Genomic DNA, 18,040 nt, shown 5'->3' with positions numbered 1-18,040 from the left:
TCCAATAAACGCTATAGAAGATTAAATTCATGAATCTTCACTCCACGGAGGGAGCGGATGCAGGACTCACAGGATAATATCACTAATATGGCAGAACAAGAAAAGAAATACGCTCATGGCGGCAACATTAAAAAACTTGCTGAACGGGCAGGATGTTCTTCGTCCGAACTTCTTGATTTTTCCGCAAATATCAATCCCCTCGGACCTCCGCCATGGTTGCAACAGGTCGTCGTTAACGCACTTAATGAAGTTGACAAATACCCTGACCCTGAGAGCTCGGAACTGACTCTTGCCGCCTGTCAGAAATATTCCGTATGGCCGACAGAATGTATTGCAGGAAACGGAGCCTCCGAACTTATCAGCGCGATTACCCGCCTTGGCGGATTCAAACGTGCAGTGATACCGGTTCCCTGTTATGTGGATTATGAGCGTTCATGTTTAATCGCAGGTCTTAAAACCGAACAGATTCCTTTAGATCCGCAAAAAGGATTTGCGCCTGATTTCGATAAACTTTCATCTTTCCTATCAACTTCACCTGCATTGGTATTTCTGGCTCAGCCTAATAATCCCACGGGCACAGCATTTGACCCGGAAGAACTAAAAAAAATTGCACGCACCCATCCTGATTCACGTTTTATTGTTGATGAATCCTTTGCGGACTTCATCCCTAATATCGAAAGGCTTACCGGCAAACGTCCTCCCAACGTCATTACGATTCTATCACTGACCAAATTTTACGCCATACCGGGCCTGCGCCTCGGCCTCGCATTTGCTTCGCCGGATATCATTATGGCACTTAAAAACATCCTGCCTTGCTGGTCCGTAAACCTGCTCGCCCAGAAAGTGGGACTGCGCTGCATAAAAGATGAAGATTACGCGCGCCGGACCATTGAAACCACCACCCGTCTGCGTGAAGAATTAGTTCAAGGAATCGCCAAAATACCGGGCATAAGGACTTTTCCTGCACAAGCAAATTTTATGCTCTGTCAGGTTCAACGAGTCGGCATGGATGCAACAGGGCTCATTGAACACCTGATAAAAAATAACATTGCCGTGCGCCAATGCGACAACTTCGACGGCCTGGACTCCACATATTTCCGCATAGCGGTGAGGACAGCGAAGGAGAACAATAAACTTATCGACGGCTTGCGCTCCTTTACCGGCATGGAAGTCGTCGCTACAAAGGCGAAGAAAACTCCGGCACTCATGATTCAGGGAACCTGTTCCAATGCTGGTAAATCCATTCTTGCGGCTGCGTTTTGCAGAATCTTTCTACAGGACGGATACAAAGTCGCTCCGTTTAAAGCGCAGAACATGTCACTCAATTCCTTTGTCACTGACGCAGGTCTGGAAATGGGACGGGCGCAGGTTACTCAGGCCGCGGCATGTAAACAGGCTCCTGATGTCCGCATGAATCCGGTTCTGCTTAAACCGAACAGCAACACGGGCTCGCAGATAATCATCATGGGCAAACCTGTCGGAAACATGAAAGTTCTGGACTACGTAAAATATAAGCCCACAGCGTTTGAAGCTGTTAAAAATGCTTACGATTCCTTAAGTGTTGACCGCGACATCATGGTGATTGAAGGAGCCGGAAGCCCTGCGGAAATTAATCTAAAACAGCACGACATAGTTAATATGGCAATGGCTGAATATGCCGAAGCGAAAGTTATTATCACTGGTGATATCGATCGCGGAGGAGTGTTTGCAGCACTTTCCGGAACCATGGACTTAATCGATGCGCATGAGCGCAAAATGGTCTGCGGATTTCTGCTTAATAAATTCAGAGGGGATGCATCACTGCTTACCCCCGCACTTAATTTCACGCTTGATCGCACCGGAAAACCAGTTCTAGGAGTAATTCCGCACATAGAAAACCTAGGTTTACCGGATGAAGATTCAGTTTCATTTAAACAGGACATCGGCAAGTCCGGCAGCCGTGGCAAACACCGCGACTATGTGGATATAGTCTGCATCGACCTGCCGCGCATTTCAAATTTCACGGACCTTGATGCGCTGAAAGGTGAGCCTGATGTAAACTTACGAATTGTAGACAATCCCGATGATATGGGAACCCCTGACGCCATCATTATTCCCGGCAGCAAAAGCACCCTTTCGGACCTTGCACATATCAAAGAAAGCGGACTTGCACAGGCAATTTTAAACCTTAAAGAAAAATCCGAAATAATAGGCATATGCGGCGGACTTCAAATGCTTGGCCAATACATCAGCGACCCGGATGAAATAGAATCTGAAGTATTGACCGCAGACGGATTAGGTTTGCTCCCGCTCCAGACAACTCTGGGACAGGAAAAAACTCTGACCCGTATCAACGGAACCCACGGGTTAAGCAAAATGGATGTCAGCGGTTATGAAATCCATCACGGAAAAACAGAACCGCTGTTGCCGACAGTACGCGCCATGATCGTTCCCAAAGGGCTGACCGGATCGGTTCCTATCGCTAAGGTTCTAGGATTCGGAATTAAATCCGGCATGATCTGGGGGACCTACATGCATGGCATTTTCGATGCCGACGAGTTCAGACGCTGGTTTATTGATTCCCTGCGCGAGAAAAAAGGTCTGCCCAAGCTTGAAACTATCCAGACCACCTTCGGAATGGAAGACGCGCTGGACAGGCTCGCAAAAGTCGTGCGGGAGAATGTCGATATGCAGGCGGTTTATAATGCACTCGGGATGTAGAAATTAAGAATCGATCTTAGGCAGCAGGCGAACGGCTTCCTCAAGGAAACTCTCTAAGCCTTTCACTGCGTCACTGCCGTCATAGCAGAGATTGATGCGTTCACGAATAAGGTTTGCCATTTTGCGGCGATAATCCGGATCAAGTCCAAGGAGAACGGCTTTCTCGACATAATCTTCGACAGAAGAAGCTATCAGCTCGCCAAGATCCATGCGCTTAAGAAACGCCGCCGTATGCCTGCCCCGCATGAGCATGCCGGGAAATGTCACTGGTGCAACATTTTTAGACATGGCCTCAAGACTTGAATTACAGCCGGACCAGCCGAAAGAATCTAAAAAGACATCACCCAAACCTATCAATGCCTGAAAGCGATCACCCGGCAGCGAGGGCAAAAAGACCAGCCGTTCATGTTGGTTCAAACCTGCCCCGCTGAAAACCTTTTCAAGACGGGTACGAAAACGACGGTTAAGATGACTCGCTCCGCTGTTTTCAATAAATACAAAGCGTGAATCAGGAACACGCTTCGCTATCTCGGCAAAAACTTTGTCCTGCTGCGGCAAATACTTATAAAGTGTCTGCAAACACAGATAAACAACATCTGTTTTAGCAAGGCCGAAATCAGCCCGACTATCTCCGCTTGGATCAGGCAAAGAATAAATATAATCGATACCCAGCCCCGGCAGCCGGACTAACTGTTCACTGTAATGTTCCTGACCATCTACAGGTTCCATCAAATCACTGGAGAGAAAGTAGTCTATGCTTTCCAGGCCGCTGGTTTCAGGATGCCCCCAAGACACGCATTGAACCGGAGCCAACCGTAAACAAGCCGACTTAGCGCAAAGCGGGTCCATTCCAAGTTCCGGGTAAATCAAGACATGCGGAGCATCACCGCCCACGGACTCAGCCAGAGCCGTAACCGTTTTCAGATTATCTCTGAAACTATCAAAAGTCTGCCGCGCAACATCTGTTTCACTATCAACCAACTGAGAAGTGCTGTAGCCGATGACTTCAAATCGTTTACGATCAAGGCCGGACACCCACCCCTTAACAGGCATCTTCCAAACAGAATGATTGCGAAAATGTCCCGAGACAATACCTACCCGTATGCGCTCCCCTTCTTTGGGGACCATTGGTATGACGGGGAATGAACTTTGCCCCTTCGTGACTGTTTCTGAAAAACTTACATTCACAGCTTTGGAAATTACAAAGCCGTAAGTTTTCATAAGCTTACGGTCACACTGCCCCTGATACGGCAGATAATAAGGCTGAAGCTTTCCCACTGCGTCAGCAAGCTTTGCCAGAGATTTTTTATCACCGTTTATCTCAGCGTTGGCAACTGCGCTGTAAAGATCATTCAAATCATGCTCATACTTTTCGCGGCAAAGGGTTATTTTTTCATCACTGTCATAATAAAAAGGGATGCGACTCATACACAGATAAAGTTTAAGATCCAGATCAGCAGGGGCAATGGAGACAGCCCGTTCAAAATACCCTGAAGCCTTAGCGGCATCCCCTGATTCCTTAGCTGAAACACCTAGATTAACCAGAGCGGAGAGATGATTCGGATCAATTTCAAGGCAACGCTTAAACTCTTCTTCCGCCAGCCCGTACTTACCAAGTGTTTTTAAAGCCGCACCAAGATTATTACGAGTACTGACATCAACAGGATCATGTTCCAAGGAGTCACGGTAACGCAAAACAGCATCATCATTTCGACCAAGCTTATGCAGAATATCGCCAAGTTGAGACAGATACACAGGATTATCAGGAGCAAGGTCCACCGCACACCGAGAATGAGGAAGAGCCTGCTCCGGCTTGTTCAAACGGGCCAGAATATCACAAAGCCAGAAATGTCCGGCCGGATTTCGAGGGTCCGCAACAATAAGATTCTCACAGACAGGCAAGGCTTCATTGTCCTTATCAAGCTTGCATAAGACTTGAATCAAAGCTTCCAGTGCGTCAGCGTGAAGCTCCGCAGTTTGAGCGGAAATTTTAAAATATCGCGCGGCTTCATCCAGACGGCCAAGAGCCATCAGGACCGTGCCAGCATTAAATGCAGCAAAACCGTCATCCGGCTGCAAAGCCAAAGCCCGCTCAAAAACAATAAAAGCCTCTGCCGGACGGCCTAGATTTTTTAGAGAAACACCAAGGGAATTAAGAATATCAGCTTCATTAGGAATGAGGATGGAAGCGCGTGTAAGAAAATCAACAGCAGCAGTGTGATCACCACGCTTCTGAGCGCATAGACCGAGCATGAAAAGAGCAACAGCGTGATCAGGATCAAGCTTTACAACACGGGACCAAAGAGCCTGTGCAGGTTCTACCTGCCCCGCAGAAAAAAGCGAGTAAGCACGGTCTGAAATAAGCTTCAGTTCATCACATAATTGTCCGTTTTCATCTGGATTCACAAGAATTCCTCATGTGTTACTCAGCCCGAAAGCGTAAACTGTTAACCTTTCCACTCCATAACAAACTCAGAACATGAAGTATGCACGTCCTGCCGCTTATCAACAATATTAAAACCGTGAAATTTATAAAAATCAATTGCACTGGAGTTAGCAGTATAAACGGATAATTCCAACCGTGTACGCAGCTTCTTTGCTTTCTCCATTAACCGAGAACCAAAACCATTCTTCTGCCATTCCGGAGCAATAAAGATAGCTGCAAGCACATCATCCACAAGACAAAAGAATCCGGCCAAGCTACAACCGTTTTCAATAACCCAAGTTTCAGATGCTGGCAGATATTCATCACGCATAATATCTACCTTACTTTCCCAAAATTCATCTGGAACAAAAGAATGGGCCTTTATGGAAGCACGGAGCCAGATTTCACTAAGAAGAGGATAATCTGCTGCAATGGATTCTCTAATTATTTTAGACATTTTTTTACCAGAATAATTTACACTTATTCAATTTCACAGCAAACAAAATTTTCCTGATTAGGTACCGTTTCCGATTTTTTGATTTATGTATGAGGGGTGGTTAATGAAGCGGCTTTTTCTTTTGCTTCTTTTAAATCTCTTAGTGAGTTATCAATATAATTATTCATGGTGGCGAAATGAATTGAACTCACTTCATTTTGATATTTTATTGATTCTTTTTCTATTTCTCTGCGTACATTTTCAAGCCATTCTGCTTCTTCGACAAGAGCATCAACCCGAAAAGCTTCATACCGTAAAGAAATCGCGCTATGAATGCTCATTTTGCCTGCATTACTTAAATTAGCAAAACATCTAGCAAACTCTACCGGGCAAATATACTGTAGAACAGGTTTATCAAAAAAATGATTCTCTCCATAATTTGTATGGACAATTAACTGTAAAAAGGCATTTGGATCTTTAGCCATTAATACCGACAAATATTTAGACTTTTCCTCTAAAAAAGATTGCTTGCCAACTAAAAGTTGTGCTTTAATATAATTCCACACATTTATAAATAATTCACTTTCAACGCAATGATATCCGAGCCCATCCCATCCTCGATCAAGTTTAAAGGCAAGGTACTCGTTACTTAAGACGTCTTTGGTATATAAAAGTCCTCTTTGTAATAATATATCAACATTCATATTTGCTCGTGAAACCAGTTCTTGCTTATCTAATTTTATAAGATTTTCCTTATTCAATTGTAAAAAAATGCCAAAAACATGGAGAAGTATTTGAGGGCATTCAAAATCACACTCACTAAATTGAATTTCTACTATTTTTTTAAGTTCCCTAAATTCTGAATCTTCAAGATCGTAATATCTCCATAATCTTTTCCATGCAGGTGTTGACTCATTATAAAAATAAAAAGTACTTAAAATTGATTCTTCAACCGTAGATATAGACACTGCATTCTTTGAAAAAAGAAGAAAATCCCATATCTCAGAACGAATAAGAGCATTTTCAGCATTAACAATTGAATATTTTTTTAAAGCGGTACTGACTTCTGAAGGTTTTTCATCTCGATATTTTTCCATCATCACCTGTATTAAAGGATTTGTTATATCATGCATTGTTTTCATAATTCCCTTCCGAGCTTCAATCGTATAAATCAAAAACAAATTAAGCATATCACTAAGAAAATCATCATTAGCCATAATTGTAGCGTTGTCAGAAATAGTATTCACAAATAGAGAGTAGTCCCAAATCCCTCGCTTTATATGCCGCAAATTATTATATGTAGACTCATTAAAAATTATTTCGATAGCTTCAATATTCTTTTTGCATATGACTTTGCTTTTCTCATGCTCAATATCATCAACAAATGAACTAATCGCGGCACTAACATTAGGTTCAACTGTAAACGTTTTACCTACTAACTTTTCTTTAATCTCTTCGTAGCGATGAGATGTTTTACCATCTTTAGCTTTCTCCCATCTCTTTTTTAAAGCATCTTCATGCGCTAAGATGATAACCTTATATCCCTGTATTTCAACAAAATGGTTAATGTAACCCAGCAACTCTATAATATCGATTGGACATCGTTCCAAATCATCAAAGATAAGAACAGGCTTGATTTCTTCTAAATCATCAGCTGTAACAGCCCCCTTTAAATCATTTGGCTCAATCTTAAAATCTTCTTTTCCATCTCCGTCTAAATCTATTTTCAAAAACCCTTTCATAAACCCTTTTGCTACGGCCTTGCCTATTATCATAGACCTTGAAGACAAAAATGGATGTGCTTGCCGAAAAAGTTCACCGTCAATATCTTCTATGGATTTTGTCCCATATAAACTTACATGAAAAAACTTCATTACTTCTTGATATGTGGGGGTAAAATCCTTAACAAATTCCTTAATAAACCAAGTTTTCCCAGACCCCCAAGGTCCATTAAGCATTACCGCATGATCAGGGTTCTTCTTAGAATCCACGTAGTATTGAAGATAATCGGTAATATGCTGATTCAACATCTTAGGAATCCTTTCTTCGCCTGACTACGAAGAAGTAAATATTTGTTTAATCCACTCTACAATTTTCTTAAAAAATATCTTTATCACGGCTGGCAAACCGCCCAAAAATCTTAAACTTAAGCAATTTCACAGCAAACAAAGCATTAGTAACAAGATACCGCTTCCACATTCTGCGCGGTTCCTGAACCAAACGATAAAACCATTCCAGCCCGTGTTTTTGCATAAATTCAGGTGCGCGCTTAGATATTCCGGCGGCAATATCGAATGTTCCGCCAACGCCCATTACGAAGTTTACGCCCAGCTCTTGCTGCCAGCGATGAATGAAATTTTCTTTTTTAGGTGAGGTAATGGCGACAAAGAGCAACTTTGCGCCGGACTTGGCAATTTCTTTTACAACAGATTCTTCGTCATCCCAAAAATAGCCGTGGTGAAAGCCTGCTATATTAAGCTCAGGATATTTTATTCTTAGATTTGCGGCCGCTTTTTCCACAACTTCCGGCTTAGCGCCCAGCAGAAAAACAGGCTCACCTTCTTCTCGTGCACGATCCAGAAGTGCATAAAACAGATCAAAGCCCGCGACTCTCTCCTTTACATCATGCCCTAAAAAGCGCGCCCCCCAGACTATACTCATGCCGTCAATATTAATGATATCAGAACCTTCAACAGATTCACGAAGCGATTTATCCCGGTCCATATTTATAAGCTTAGCCGCATTAACCACCACATGCTGAGTGAACAGCCCGTACTTTAACCGACTGAAAATCTCATCCACGGTTTCGCTCATAGTCCATGTGTGCATGCGCAACCCCATGAACCGTATAATTTTGTCGCTTTCAATCATTAATTATACTCATATAAAAAACTACAGCCTGAAAAAATCATATGCATTCTTAGCACAGGCAGCCCAAAGCTCATTTACGTCCATTCCTTTAAGCTCCGCTACCTTTGCGGCAGTGAAGACCACATACGCTGGTTCATTGCGCTTGCCGCGCCACGGTTCAGGAGAAAGGTAAGGACAATCTGTTTCAAGAACCATCCGCTCAAGCGGAATATACTTTGCGGCTTCCTGCGCCTCTTCATTCTTCTTGTAGGTAATCGGCCCCGGGATGGAGATGTACCAGCCGTTATCAAGAATCCTTTTCGCTGTGGCAATATCAGAACCGAAGCAGTGCCAGAGCAGCGGTTTGCCGGACCAACCGTAATCGTCCAAAACTTCCAAAGTTTTTTCATGGGCATCACGGCTGTGGATCACAACGGGAACATCAAGTTCATCAGCAAGTGCAAGCTGAGCGCGGAAAGCTTTTTCCTGAACATCAGGGGAAACATCGTCCCAGTAGAAATCCAGCCCGATTTCGCCGACGGCTTTCAAACGGCTGTCCGACTTGAATGCAGCGCGAATGGCTTCTCCCTCCGCATCGGTATATTTATCTGCATCATTGGGATGAATTCCGAGCAGGAAAAACACTTCAGGATATGCATCAAAAAGAGTGCGATTCGCTTCGTATATCTGCGATCCTAGAAAAATATTACCTATCTTCGCAATTCCGCATTCTTTAGCCCTTGCCATTACTTCAGGCAGATCTTCTTTAAAATCTTCCATATCAAGGTGTGCATGAGTTTCAACGCCGGGTACATTTATGCCGACAGTCTGCGGCAATGATCTTACTTTATTCTTTTTTGACATATTTTTAATCTTAACTTTGAAAATTATCCCATATCTTGCGAACTGTTTCGGCCTGAATTTCCAGCGTATAGGAACGGACGGTTTGTTGCCCTGAGGCCAGTGCGCTGTCAAGCGCAGCACCGCCTTCGCGCCATAGATTAAGAGCCTTTTCAAGATTAAACGCCGCATCAAGCACATCCGCGTCAGCCGACCAGAATCCGTTGCCGGACCATTCAACATCACGCAGCGGCCACCATGGTTTAAAAACAGCTCCATCAAGCTGGCGCATGTAATCCCACCCGCCGAAGCCGGAAAAACCTACGGGTATACAACCGGATGCAAGAGCTTCAAGCGGCGGAAGCGGGCATCCTTCAGGGAATCCTGATACCAGAAAAATATGGCTGGTTCTTAAAGCAGCAGCCACCCCCTGTGCGTCCATATTGGCAATTTCAACCCAGCGCACATCACAGTTTGGATTACGGGTTTCGAAAATAGATTTAATCTGACTGACTAATGCTTTGTTTTTACGCGGCATGTAAGCAATTCTAAGCGGGCCATCAGCAATATTTTCAGGCGGATAGAAAAGATTTGTATCTATACCGGGCCTTAATATGGGCGAAATGGTGCCAAGGGTCTGCTGCATAAACCATTCAACAGGATGCGATACAGCTAAGAATGAAACAGGCAGATTCCGCCATGAAACGCCTTCCGGCAAAGAAGAAAAAAGATACGCCCAATTCTGACAGTAAACAACGCACTTTGCGCCGGAATTAAGACCGGGAGCAAGGCTGTTTACCCATCCTTCCGGCACAAGCCATAGATCATCTTTACAAAGCTTTAGCTCATCCCACAAAATCGGCTTCGGATCTCCTTCAAGTAAAGGGGGCATCCAGCTGCCTGCTTCACGCAGAACAAGGCGGACATTCTTTCCCTGACGCGCAAGGATAGAGGCTATCTGACAAAAAACGGTGATACCTCCGGTAGGCTTTCTGACCGGCGGTATAAATATATATGTATTCATAGTTTTTCCTGACCGAATATAACCCCAAAAACAGAGCTTTGAAAAGTACGAACTGTAAGCAACACTTTGTAACCAATTATCCAGAAATAAACCTTTTTTTCATACTTATAAAGATGACTTTCTAACGTAAGGCATGTTAACTTGGCCCCGTGAAAAACGAAAAATCATACCCTGTAAGCGAACTTTTAGATCAGCAGATTCTTCTGCCGGACCTTCTTGATGAAGTCCCTATAGGCATTGCTATCCTTGATATCAACGGCAGAATAGAAATAGTAAACCGCACATGGCAGATCATGACAGGAGCCGAACCTGATTCCGTAATCGGCCTCAAATGCATGCTGGGGCTCCGCTGCGATTACTGCTTTAGAGGCTGCCCTGTAATGGCAGGTAAAACAAGCTTCAATTCCATTGCAACAGATGCCGATATTATAGACCGGTCACGAATCAAAATTCCTATCAGGCTGACCATCGCTCCCATTTTTTCCGGCGACAACAAGCTCTCTGGTTTTGTAGAAACAATTCAAGATATCCGGCAGGTTGCGGAGCTGAGCAGTAGCGCTAGCAAAGCCTATTCAGTCGGCGGACTTATCGGGACAAGCCCGCAAATGGTGAAAGTTTTCAGTATGATCCCGAGCATAGCCGCTACGGATTCATCTGTTCTCATCACCGGAGAAACCGGAACAGGAAAAGATGTACTTGCCGAGGCTCTGCATAACACATCCGACCGCGCAGGAGGTCCGTTTATCAAAGTTAACTGCGGAGCTTTGCCGGAAACACTGCTAGAATCAGAACTTTTCGGCCACGTGAAAGGGGCTTTTACAGGAGCACATGAAAACCGCCCCGGACGCATCAAACTGGCCCACAACGGATCATTTTTCCTGACGGAAGTAGGCGATCTGCCACTGTCCCTTCAAGTTAAACTGCTCTCGTTTCTTGATGACAGGGAGATTTACCCGCTTGGAAGTTCAAAAGGATTCAAAGCAAATGTGCGGATAATTGTTGCGACGCATCGGGATTTAAAGCAAATGGTTCACGACAAAATGTTCCGAGCTGACCTGCTTTTCAGACTGAACGTAGTTCATCTTCACCTGCCGCCGCTTAGAGAAAGGGGGGAAGATATTCTTCTTCTTAAGAATCATTTTTTAAAAGAATACAGCAAAAAATTTAATAAGAAAATTAGGGGTTTCACTAAAAAAGTAGCCAAAATACTTCTTGGTTACAACTTCCCGGGAAATGTCCGTGAACTTAGTAACATTGTGGAGTACGCAGTAAATTTCTGTGACCGGGACTGCATCGGGACAGAGCATCTTCCTGCATACCTTACAGAGCAGGACATTTTGCGCCCTGTAATTGAATCCGCAAAAACATCCTCAGAACAAACTATACAAAAAGAATACAACCCTGCTGAAAGCTGGGACCATGCAGAAAAGCAAATGATTATGGAAGCTTTGATTAAAAACGGCGGACGAAAAGCCGATGCAGCCAATTCCCTCGGCTGGAGCAGATCCACATTCTGGCGCAAAATAAAAAAACACTCCATTAACGGATAATCAGATGGATAAGAAACTACTCATTCCCTTATTTAACGACGAAGTAGCTCCGCGCTTCGACCTTGCCACTGACGTTCTCTTAGTCAAAATAAGGTCAAACGGAGACTATGACGAACGAATTATTGTTCTTCCGCAAGCTTCCGCTGAAGATTTATGCGCCCTTGCAACATCTGATAAAACCGACACTGTAATCTGCGGCGGAATTGATGACGAGCATTACCAGTATTTAGTATGGAAGGGCATCAAAGTGCTCGATAATGTAATCGGCCCGATAAAAAAAGTAATTGATGCCCACAAGAACCAGCAGCTCGCAGCCGGTTCGAATTTCTATTCTTCCTAAGCCCTTTCCTCATAACTCTCTATATCCTTAATAATATTTTCGCTTGCAGTTCAGCGTTGTTTCTTTTTGTTTCAAAAAGAGTCACTGCCAACGTTTCATATTGTTTCAATAAGTGCCAACAAAAAGTAAGCTAAAACCTTCCACTACATTTAAGAAGCTGTTATGAATTACTTATTTTCTTATGGCATACAGAATGCTCATTCCCCGGCACACGTTGCAAAAGCCGAGTTTACGGTTAGCAAGTGAAACATACACTCGGCCAAATGAAAATAATGATTGTTGAAAATGACACGGAATTTCGCGAAAACTTAGCTACAAGGCTCAGAAGAGAGGGGCTGAGCGTTTTTGAGTCCGACAATCTGGATGAAGCTCATAAGTTTATAATAAAAAACAAGTTGCAGACCATTGTACTTGGTTTATCCGGATTTGGAAGAAATTCACTTTCATTTATGAAAAACATTACAACAATCGTTCCTGACTTAAAGATTATTTTAATTACTCGGCACAACACGATTCCACTCTCAATTGAGGCTATGAATCTGGGAGCATGTGCTGAAGTTCCAGTTCCAGTCGACATTGCAGTTTTAATCAAGACGTTGCGCTCCGCCGACAACCGCTACAGGGGGTAAACATGGAAGACATTAAAGTAAAAGATGTCATGATTCCGGTGAAAGAATACAGCCGTGTCAGTAAAGACACTACAGTTCATCAGGCCATGCTCAAACTGGTCAAAGAGGGAGAAGATAAAAAGTTATCCCATCCCCACCGCGACATTCTTGTGGAAGACGAAAATAGAAATATAGTCGGCAAGCTGACGATCCTTGATATTTTCATGCATATGGAGCCTTCCTATTTCAAACTCCTTTCCAAGAATCAGAATAACTTTCTGGATAAAAATTTCGTTCAAAGAGTTTTTAAGGATTTCAATCTTTGGGATGAACCTATGCATACTCTTTGCAAACGCATCAGCGACGTTAAAATTGAAAAGATAATGTACACGGCTGCTCTCTCTGAAATTTTAGAAGAGGACGACAGTCTGGACAAAGCTCTCCACTCTTACATTGTAGGCATCCATCAGCCTATTCTTGTTAAAAAGGACAAAACAATCACAGGGGTACTTCGCCTTGGTGATGTCTTTGAAAAAGTAAGAGAGTCAATCCTTTCCTGTGCAATAGAAACTACGGATACGATCAAGGAGTAATTCAGATATGAGCACTGCCACTCTATCACAATCAAAATCTTTTGATTTTAAAAGACTTTTCTTCATGCTGCTCGGTTTAACTCTGTTCACAGTGGTTTACTATTGCCCGGCATGGCCTGATGCTATCGACCCTATGGGGGAGCATTTTATACTGTCTCAGGAAGCCAAAGGAGCAATCGGAGTTTTCCTGCTGGCCGGAGTCTGGTGGGTATTTGAAGTTGTTCCAATCGGCGTAACATCACTGGCAATCGGCGTATTGCAGGCTATGTTTTTCATCCGCCCTGCAAAAGTCGCATTTAAAGATTTCATGGACCCTTCTGTTCTCTTTATTTTTGCTTCCATAATGATCGGACTTGTCTTCACCAAGACCGGACTTACCAAACGCCTTGCATACAAGATGCTGATCATCGTCGGCGAAAAAACAAAGAATATTTATCTCGGCGTTTTCATTGTCACCGCCCTGCTGACCCATATTATGGCTCACACCGCGGTCGCAGCTACAATCTATCCGCTCCTTTTAGCAATTTACGCGTTGTACGGTGAAGGAGACAAGCCCACTAAATTCGGGAAAGGACTCTTTATAGGCATGGCCTATATTGCAGGCGCCGGTTCCGTTATTACTCTTCTCGGTGCTGCGCGCGGCGCCGTTGCCATCGGCTTTTTCCAAGAGATTTTAGGAAAAGATATCACTTTCTTTGAACTGACCTACTACATGGCCCCTATAGGCTGGGGTATGGTATTCCTGCTTTGGGGATTCTTTATGATCGTCCTCAAACCCGAAAAGGCGACCATTCCCGGACTGCGGGAAAAAGCAAGAGAACTGAACAAGCAGATGGGCCCGCTCAGCCGTGATGAAATAATGGCGGCAGTCCTTGTGGGATCAATTATCCTTATAATGAGCTTAAGATCGTTTATCCCTGAACTTAAAGCTATTGATAAAACCGCACTTATTCTAGTTTCTTCAATCTCATTTTTTATTTTCAAAATCCTCGATATCAATGATCTCGAAGATATTCCATGGAACATTATTCTTCTCTTCGCAGGAGCCATGTCTATAGGTTTCTGCCTGTGGGAAACAGGCGCAGCAAAGTGGATGGCTGTAAACTGGCTGACTATCTTTCAAAATGCGCACTGGTTCATCTTTGTAATGTCCATAGCCTTCTTCGTCCTGATGATGACCAACTTCATTATGAACGTAGCCGCAATTGCAATTTCACTGCCGGTTGCTCTGGTTATTGCTCCTTACTTAGGAGTAGCTCCGGAAGTAATTCTGTTCGTAGCCCTTGCAGTTGCGGGTATGCCGTTTCTGTTGCTGGTAGGCGCAGCTCCTAACGCCATCGCTTATGATTCCGGACAATTCACCCCTGGAGAATTCTTTCTCTATGGAATACCGGCCAGCATAATATTACTGATCGTAGTAGGTTTTGCGGTTTTAGTTCTTTGGCCTATCATGGGAATGCCTGTAACCTTGCCCGGTTAGCGATAACAAGGTATAGGAACGAATTGTAAAGGAACCTGAACGGTTCCGGCATATGCCGGAACCGTTCAGGTTGTATATCAACCAGTTCCGGTTTCCACCTACGACTTCCGGCACAAATAAAAAGCGAGAAGGAAATGAAACAGCTGAATAAGCTTATCGACCATATCGTGCATCGCGTGAATATCAATCTTCGTGAGCCGCTTGTCGATGTTGGTCCTTTCATCAAGGACCTCATCCCCAAAGACAGTTTCGCACTGTACTACGCATTCTACTCTTTAACGAACACTCACCCTCTCAAATTCCACTTCCGACATTCAAGTGTCGGTGGAACGTACTTTCTTGGGAAATGTGTTGTTGACCATTCAATTCTTCATAAAAGCGACATTCGCGGTGATGAACTGAAACGGAAGGGGCATCTTGTTGCCGTGAGCGGTCACAACATAAAACTTCGTGATGATGAAGTTATTTACATCAGAGACAGTTTTCTAATGAAAACGCTGGTTCACAATAATTCACACGATCCTGAGAACCTGGAAGTTTTCAAAATATCAAACACCGTCTCCCTGCATTACGCAAACATCCACGGCACGTCTGTTGAAGGATGTTTTCTGGAACCTTTTTCAACTGTTGATCTATCCATCTGTCATGATTGCGCCATAGGATCTTACTCATACGTTCAGGCTGGTGAGCTTTCGCATAAACGAATCCGCCCCGGACGCGTATGGGTCAAGGCCGACGGAGCCTTTGAATTCAACTATCAGTTCCCGACTGAAGTCCTCGCTAAATATATCCGCATTGAAGACAGCAGACCTAAAGGCATGTTCATGGACTTTTTTGCGGAGAGAAAAGAAGACTTTATTCCCATTTACTCCGCTGTGAATCCTGAAAATATGATTGATGTACCGGAAGGGGCGTCAGTCAGCCCTTACGCGGTAATCAAAGGAACATGTAAAGTTGATAAAAATGTTCTTATCGCTCAGAGAGCCTACCTTGAGGATTCAATTCTGGGGCCTGGCTCCAATGCACAGGAAAACTGTTATATAATTAATTCAGTCTATGACGGTGAAGACGTTACCGCGCACGGTGGAAAGGTTATTTACAGCCACCTGCAACGCCATGTGTTTGTCGGATTCAACTCTTTTTTGAATGGCAAAAAAGAATGTCAAATTGAAGTCGGGGCAAAATCAATCATCATGCCTCACACAATTATTGATGCTCAGGAGCCGATCAAAATACCCGAAAACTGTCTTGTGTGGGGATATATCAGCAAGCAGGAAGACCTTGAGATGCACTCTCTTTCTCTAACTGATTTTGCAGCTCTCAAAGGTCAGTTCCGCCTCGGAAACCTGACGTTTGAAGGCATCGGTGCTAAATTTGTTGAGAGATTCAGACTTCGGATTGAACATATCCTTGAATGCAATGGAGCTTTCTGGGACGGATCAGATGAAAAAGCAGGGCATGCCCAGCAGACTCAGGACATCTCTTTCAATATTCTTCAGCCTTATCCGGAAGGTGATTTGAAAGGCCTTTACCCGGAACTGTCAATCGACCCGTTAGAGCCTAGTGAGCTTTAGTCTCAAAATGGTTTTTCCTGTAACGAGCTAATAAAAAGGAGTACTTCGTGCCCAAAACAATTTCACAAGCCCTTCAGAAAAACTTTCTCGGTAACTCACCGGATTGGTACAAACTGACCATAATCGGATTTCTAGTTCTCAACCCGATACTTCTGGCTGTTTCAGGCCCGTTTATTACCGGATGGGTTTTGATTGCAGAATTCATTTTTACACTTGCAATGGCCTTAAAATGCTATCCACTGCCGGCGAGTGGGCTTCTCGCAATTGAAGCCATTATCTTAGGCATGGCTTCCCCGAAGTCGGTCTATAACGAAACATTGCACAACTTCCCGGTTATTCTTCTTTTAATGTTCATGGTTGCCGGTATCTACTTTATGAAGGACATGCTCCAGTATGCCTTTACAAAGATACTTCTTCGCATCAAATCAAAAATCGTTATTTCGCTGCTGTTCTGTTTTTCAGGTGCATTTCTGTCTGCCTTCCTTGATGCTCTTACTGTTACAGCAGTTCTTATTGCCGTTGCATACGGATTTTATGCAATATACCATAGATTTGCATCTTCAGGTCAATGCTCACTGACAGATGACACCTCTCTGACGGAAGAGTGTGCCAACCATCTTGGAGAATTCAGAGGTTTCTTAAGGAACCTTCTTATGCACGGAGCCGTCGGTACAGCCCTCGGAGGAGTGTGTACCATAGTAGGAGAGCCTCAGAATCTGCTCATCGGGCATGTTATGAACTGGGAATTTATGGAGTTTTTCTATAGAACAGCTCCAGTCTCCATGCCGGTTCTGGCTATGGGCCTTCTGACTTGTGTGGCCCTCGAAGTCACCGGCTTTTTCGGATACGGCTTTAAACTCCCTGACAGTGTCCGCCAGATTCTTGAAGAAGAAGACATTAAAAAAGATGAGCAGATGAGCTTTACACAAAAAGCGGCCCTGCTTATTCAGGCTTGTGCAGCTGTCTTTTTAATATTCGCTCTGGCTTTCCACCTTGCGGAAGTAGGACTCATAGGTCTGACCATCATAGTAACTCTTACAGCTCTTAACGGCGTAACAGAAGAACATCGCATAGGCCATGCATTTGAAGAAGCTCTTCCGTTTACAGCTCTTCTGGTTGTATTCTTCTCCATAGTTGCGGTCATTCACGAACAGCATCTTTTTGCTCCGGTTATTCATTTAGTACTGGGACTTGAAGGAAAAGTTCAGCTCGCAGCCTACTATCTGGCGAACGGCATACTTTCCATGATTTCCGATAACGTATTCGTTGCAACGGTATACATATCAGAAACAAAGGCGGCATTCCTGAGCGGCGCAATTACCAAAGAACAGTTCGATCTGCTGGCTGTAGCCATTAACACAGGAACAAACATCCCAAGTGTGGCCACTCCTAACGGACAGGCAGCATTCCTGTTCCTGCTCACGTCCGCAATTGCGCCTCTGATCAGACTCTCTTACGGAGAAATGGTTAAGCTGGCATTTCCGTACACAATCGTAATGACATTTACCGGACTCGGCGCAGTCTGGTGGTTGTTATAAATAATTAGTTTTATACCGTAAAAAAAAAGCCCCCCTGTAGAATTTAATTCTACAGGGGGGCTTATTCGTGGTTGCTTTAAAG

The 18,040-nt window shown here is 43.9% G+C and carries 14 protein-coding genes; 8 read left to right on the top strand and 6 right to left on the bottom strand.

Translation table 11 applies throughout. The features are described 5' to 3' along the window. Positions 1-57 precede the first annotated feature (57 nt). Positions 58-2,700 carry a cobyric acid synthase gene (locus tag B9N78_RS15270; RefSeq protein WP_085103839.1) on the top strand — a complete coding sequence of 881 codons (2,643 nt, stop codon included), beginning with the start codon at positions 58-60 and terminating at the stop codon, positions 2,698-2,700. A gap of 3 nt (positions 2,701-2,703) precedes the next feature. Here the strand turns inward: B9N78_RS15270 and B9N78_RS15265 are convergent, their stop codons facing one another. From B9N78_RS15265 to B9N78_RS15240, 6 genes are all read right to left on the bottom strand, one after another. Further along, positions 2,704-5,106, bottom strand: a complete 2,403-nt coding sequence (locus B9N78_RS15265; protein ID WP_085103837.1) for a tetratricopeptide repeat protein — start codon at positions 5,104-5,106, stop codon at positions 2,704-2,706. Positions 5,107-5,147: 41 nt separating this feature from the next. After that, positions 5,148-5,582 (bottom strand): GNAT family N-acetyltransferase, encoded by a 435-nt coding sequence (locus tag B9N78_RS15260; protein ID WP_085103835.1) that lies wholly within the window; start codon positions 5,580-5,582, stop codon positions 5,148-5,150. An 83-nt stretch (positions 5,583-5,665) separates the two neighbouring features. Beyond that, positions 5,666-7,591, bottom strand: coding sequence for a P-loop NTPase fold protein (locus B9N78_RS15255; protein WP_085103833.1), 1,926 nt, complete (start codon positions 7,589-7,591; stop codon positions 5,666-5,668). A gap of 67 nt (positions 7,592-7,658) precedes the next feature. Further along, a complete protein-coding gene (locus B9N78_RS15250; protein WP_085103831.1) occupies positions 7,659-8,432 on the bottom strand; it encodes a WecB/TagA/CpsF family glycosyltransferase in 774 nt (257 codons plus the stop codon). A 21-nt stretch (positions 8,433-8,453) separates the two neighbouring features. Beyond that, positions 8,454-9,275: a TatD family hydrolase gene (locus tag B9N78_RS15245; RefSeq protein ID WP_085103829.1), complete on the bottom strand. Its 822-nt coding sequence runs from the start codon at positions 9,273-9,275 to the stop codon at positions 8,454-8,456. A gap of 10 nt (positions 9,276-9,285) precedes the next feature. Next, a complete protein-coding gene (locus B9N78_RS15240; protein WP_085103827.1) occupies positions 9,286-10,275 on the bottom strand; it encodes a glycosyltransferase family protein in 990 nt (329 codons plus the stop codon). Between the two features lie 149 nt (positions 10,276-10,424). Here B9N78_RS15240 and B9N78_RS15235 point away from each other — a divergent pair, with 149 nt between their 5' ends. From B9N78_RS15235 to nhaB, 7 genes are all read left to right on the top strand, one after another. Further along, a complete protein-coding gene (locus tag B9N78_RS15235) occupies positions 10,425-11,825 on the top strand; it encodes a sigma-54 interaction domain-containing protein (RefSeq protein WP_085103825.1) in 1,401 nt (466 codons plus the stop codon). Between the two features lie 4 nt (positions 11,826-11,829). After that, positions 11,830-12,165 carry a NifB/NifX family molybdenum-iron cluster-binding protein gene (locus B9N78_RS15230; protein ID WP_085103823.1) on the top strand — a complete coding sequence of 112 codons (336 nt, stop codon included), beginning with the start codon at positions 11,830-11,832 and terminating at the stop codon, positions 12,163-12,165. Positions 12,166-12,407: 242 nt separating this feature from the next. Next, the gene (locus B9N78_RS15225; RefSeq protein ID WP_245805571.1) at positions 12,408-12,794 is read left to right on the top strand and encodes a response regulator; all 387 of its coding nucleotides are present in this window, start codon (positions 12,408-12,410) and stop codon (positions 12,792-12,794) included. A 2-nt stretch (positions 12,795-12,796) separates the two neighbouring features. Then, entirely contained in the window at positions 12,797-13,366 is a 570-nt protein-coding gene (locus B9N78_RS15220) for a transcriptional regulator (RefSeq protein WP_085103821.1), read from the top strand. 7 nt (positions 13,367-13,373) lie between these two features. Beyond that, positions 13,374-14,846, top strand: coding sequence for an SLC13 family permease (locus tag B9N78_RS15215; RefSeq protein WP_085103819.1), 1,473 nt, complete (start codon positions 13,374-13,376; stop codon positions 14,844-14,846). Positions 14,847-14,980: 134 nt separating this feature from the next. Beyond that, positions 14,981-16,420: a transferase gene (locus B9N78_RS15210; RefSeq protein ID WP_085103817.1), complete on the top strand. Its 1,440-nt coding sequence runs from the start codon at positions 14,981-14,983 to the stop codon at positions 16,418-16,420. 47 nt (positions 16,421-16,467) lie between these two features. Beyond that, on the top strand, positions 16,468-17,958 hold the full coding sequence (gene nhaB, locus B9N78_RS15205) for a sodium/proton antiporter NhaB (protein WP_085103815.1): 1,491 nt from the start codon (positions 16,468-16,470) through the stop codon (positions 17,956-17,958). Positions 17,959-18,040 lie beyond the last annotated feature (82 nt).

Source organism: Desulfovibrio gilichinskyi (genome assembly GCF_900177375.1).
Lineage (GTDB): Bacteria > Desulfobacterota > Desulfovibrionia > Desulfovibrionales > Desulfovibrionaceae > Maridesulfovibrio > Maridesulfovibrio gilichinskyi.
Note: the sequence above shows the minus strand (reverse complement) of the source record. Positions and strands in the feature narration are given on the sequence as shown.

Coding starts and splice junctions, on each gene's coding strand:
- B9N78_RS15270 (WP_085103839.1), top strand. CDS start 58: ATGCAGGACTCACAGGATAATATCACTAATATGGCAGAACAAGAAAAG.
- B9N78_RS15260 (WP_085103835.1), bottom strand. CDS start 5,582: ATGTCTAAAATAATTAGAGAATCCATTGCAGCAGATTATCCTCTTCTT.
- B9N78_RS15255 (WP_085103833.1), bottom strand. CDS start 7,591: ATGTTGAATCAGCATATTACCGATTATCTTCAATACTACGTGGATTCT.
- B9N78_RS15250 (WP_085103831.1), bottom strand. CDS start 8,432: ATGATTGAAAGCGACAAAATTATACGGTTCATGGGGTTGCGCATGCAC.
- B9N78_RS15245 (WP_085103829.1), bottom strand. CDS start 9,275: ATGTCAAAAAAGAATAAAGTAAGATCATTGCCGCAGACTGTCGGCATA.
- B9N78_RS15240 (WP_085103827.1), bottom strand. CDS start 10,275: ATGAATACATATATATTTATACCGCCGGTCAGAAAGCCTACCGGAGGT.
- B9N78_RS15230 (WP_085103823.1), top strand. CDS start 11,830: ATGGATAAGAAACTACTCATTCCCTTATTTAACGACGAAGTAGCTCCG.
- B9N78_RS15220 (WP_085103821.1), top strand. CDS start 12,797: ATGGAAGACATTAAAGTAAAAGATGTCATGATTCCGGTGAAAGAATAC.
- B9N78_RS15215 (WP_085103819.1), top strand. CDS start 13,374: ATGAGCACTGCCACTCTATCACAATCAAAATCTTTTGATTTTAAAAGA.
- B9N78_RS15210 (WP_085103817.1), top strand. CDS start 14,981: ATGAAACAGCTGAATAAGCTTATCGACCATATCGTGCATCGCGTGAAT.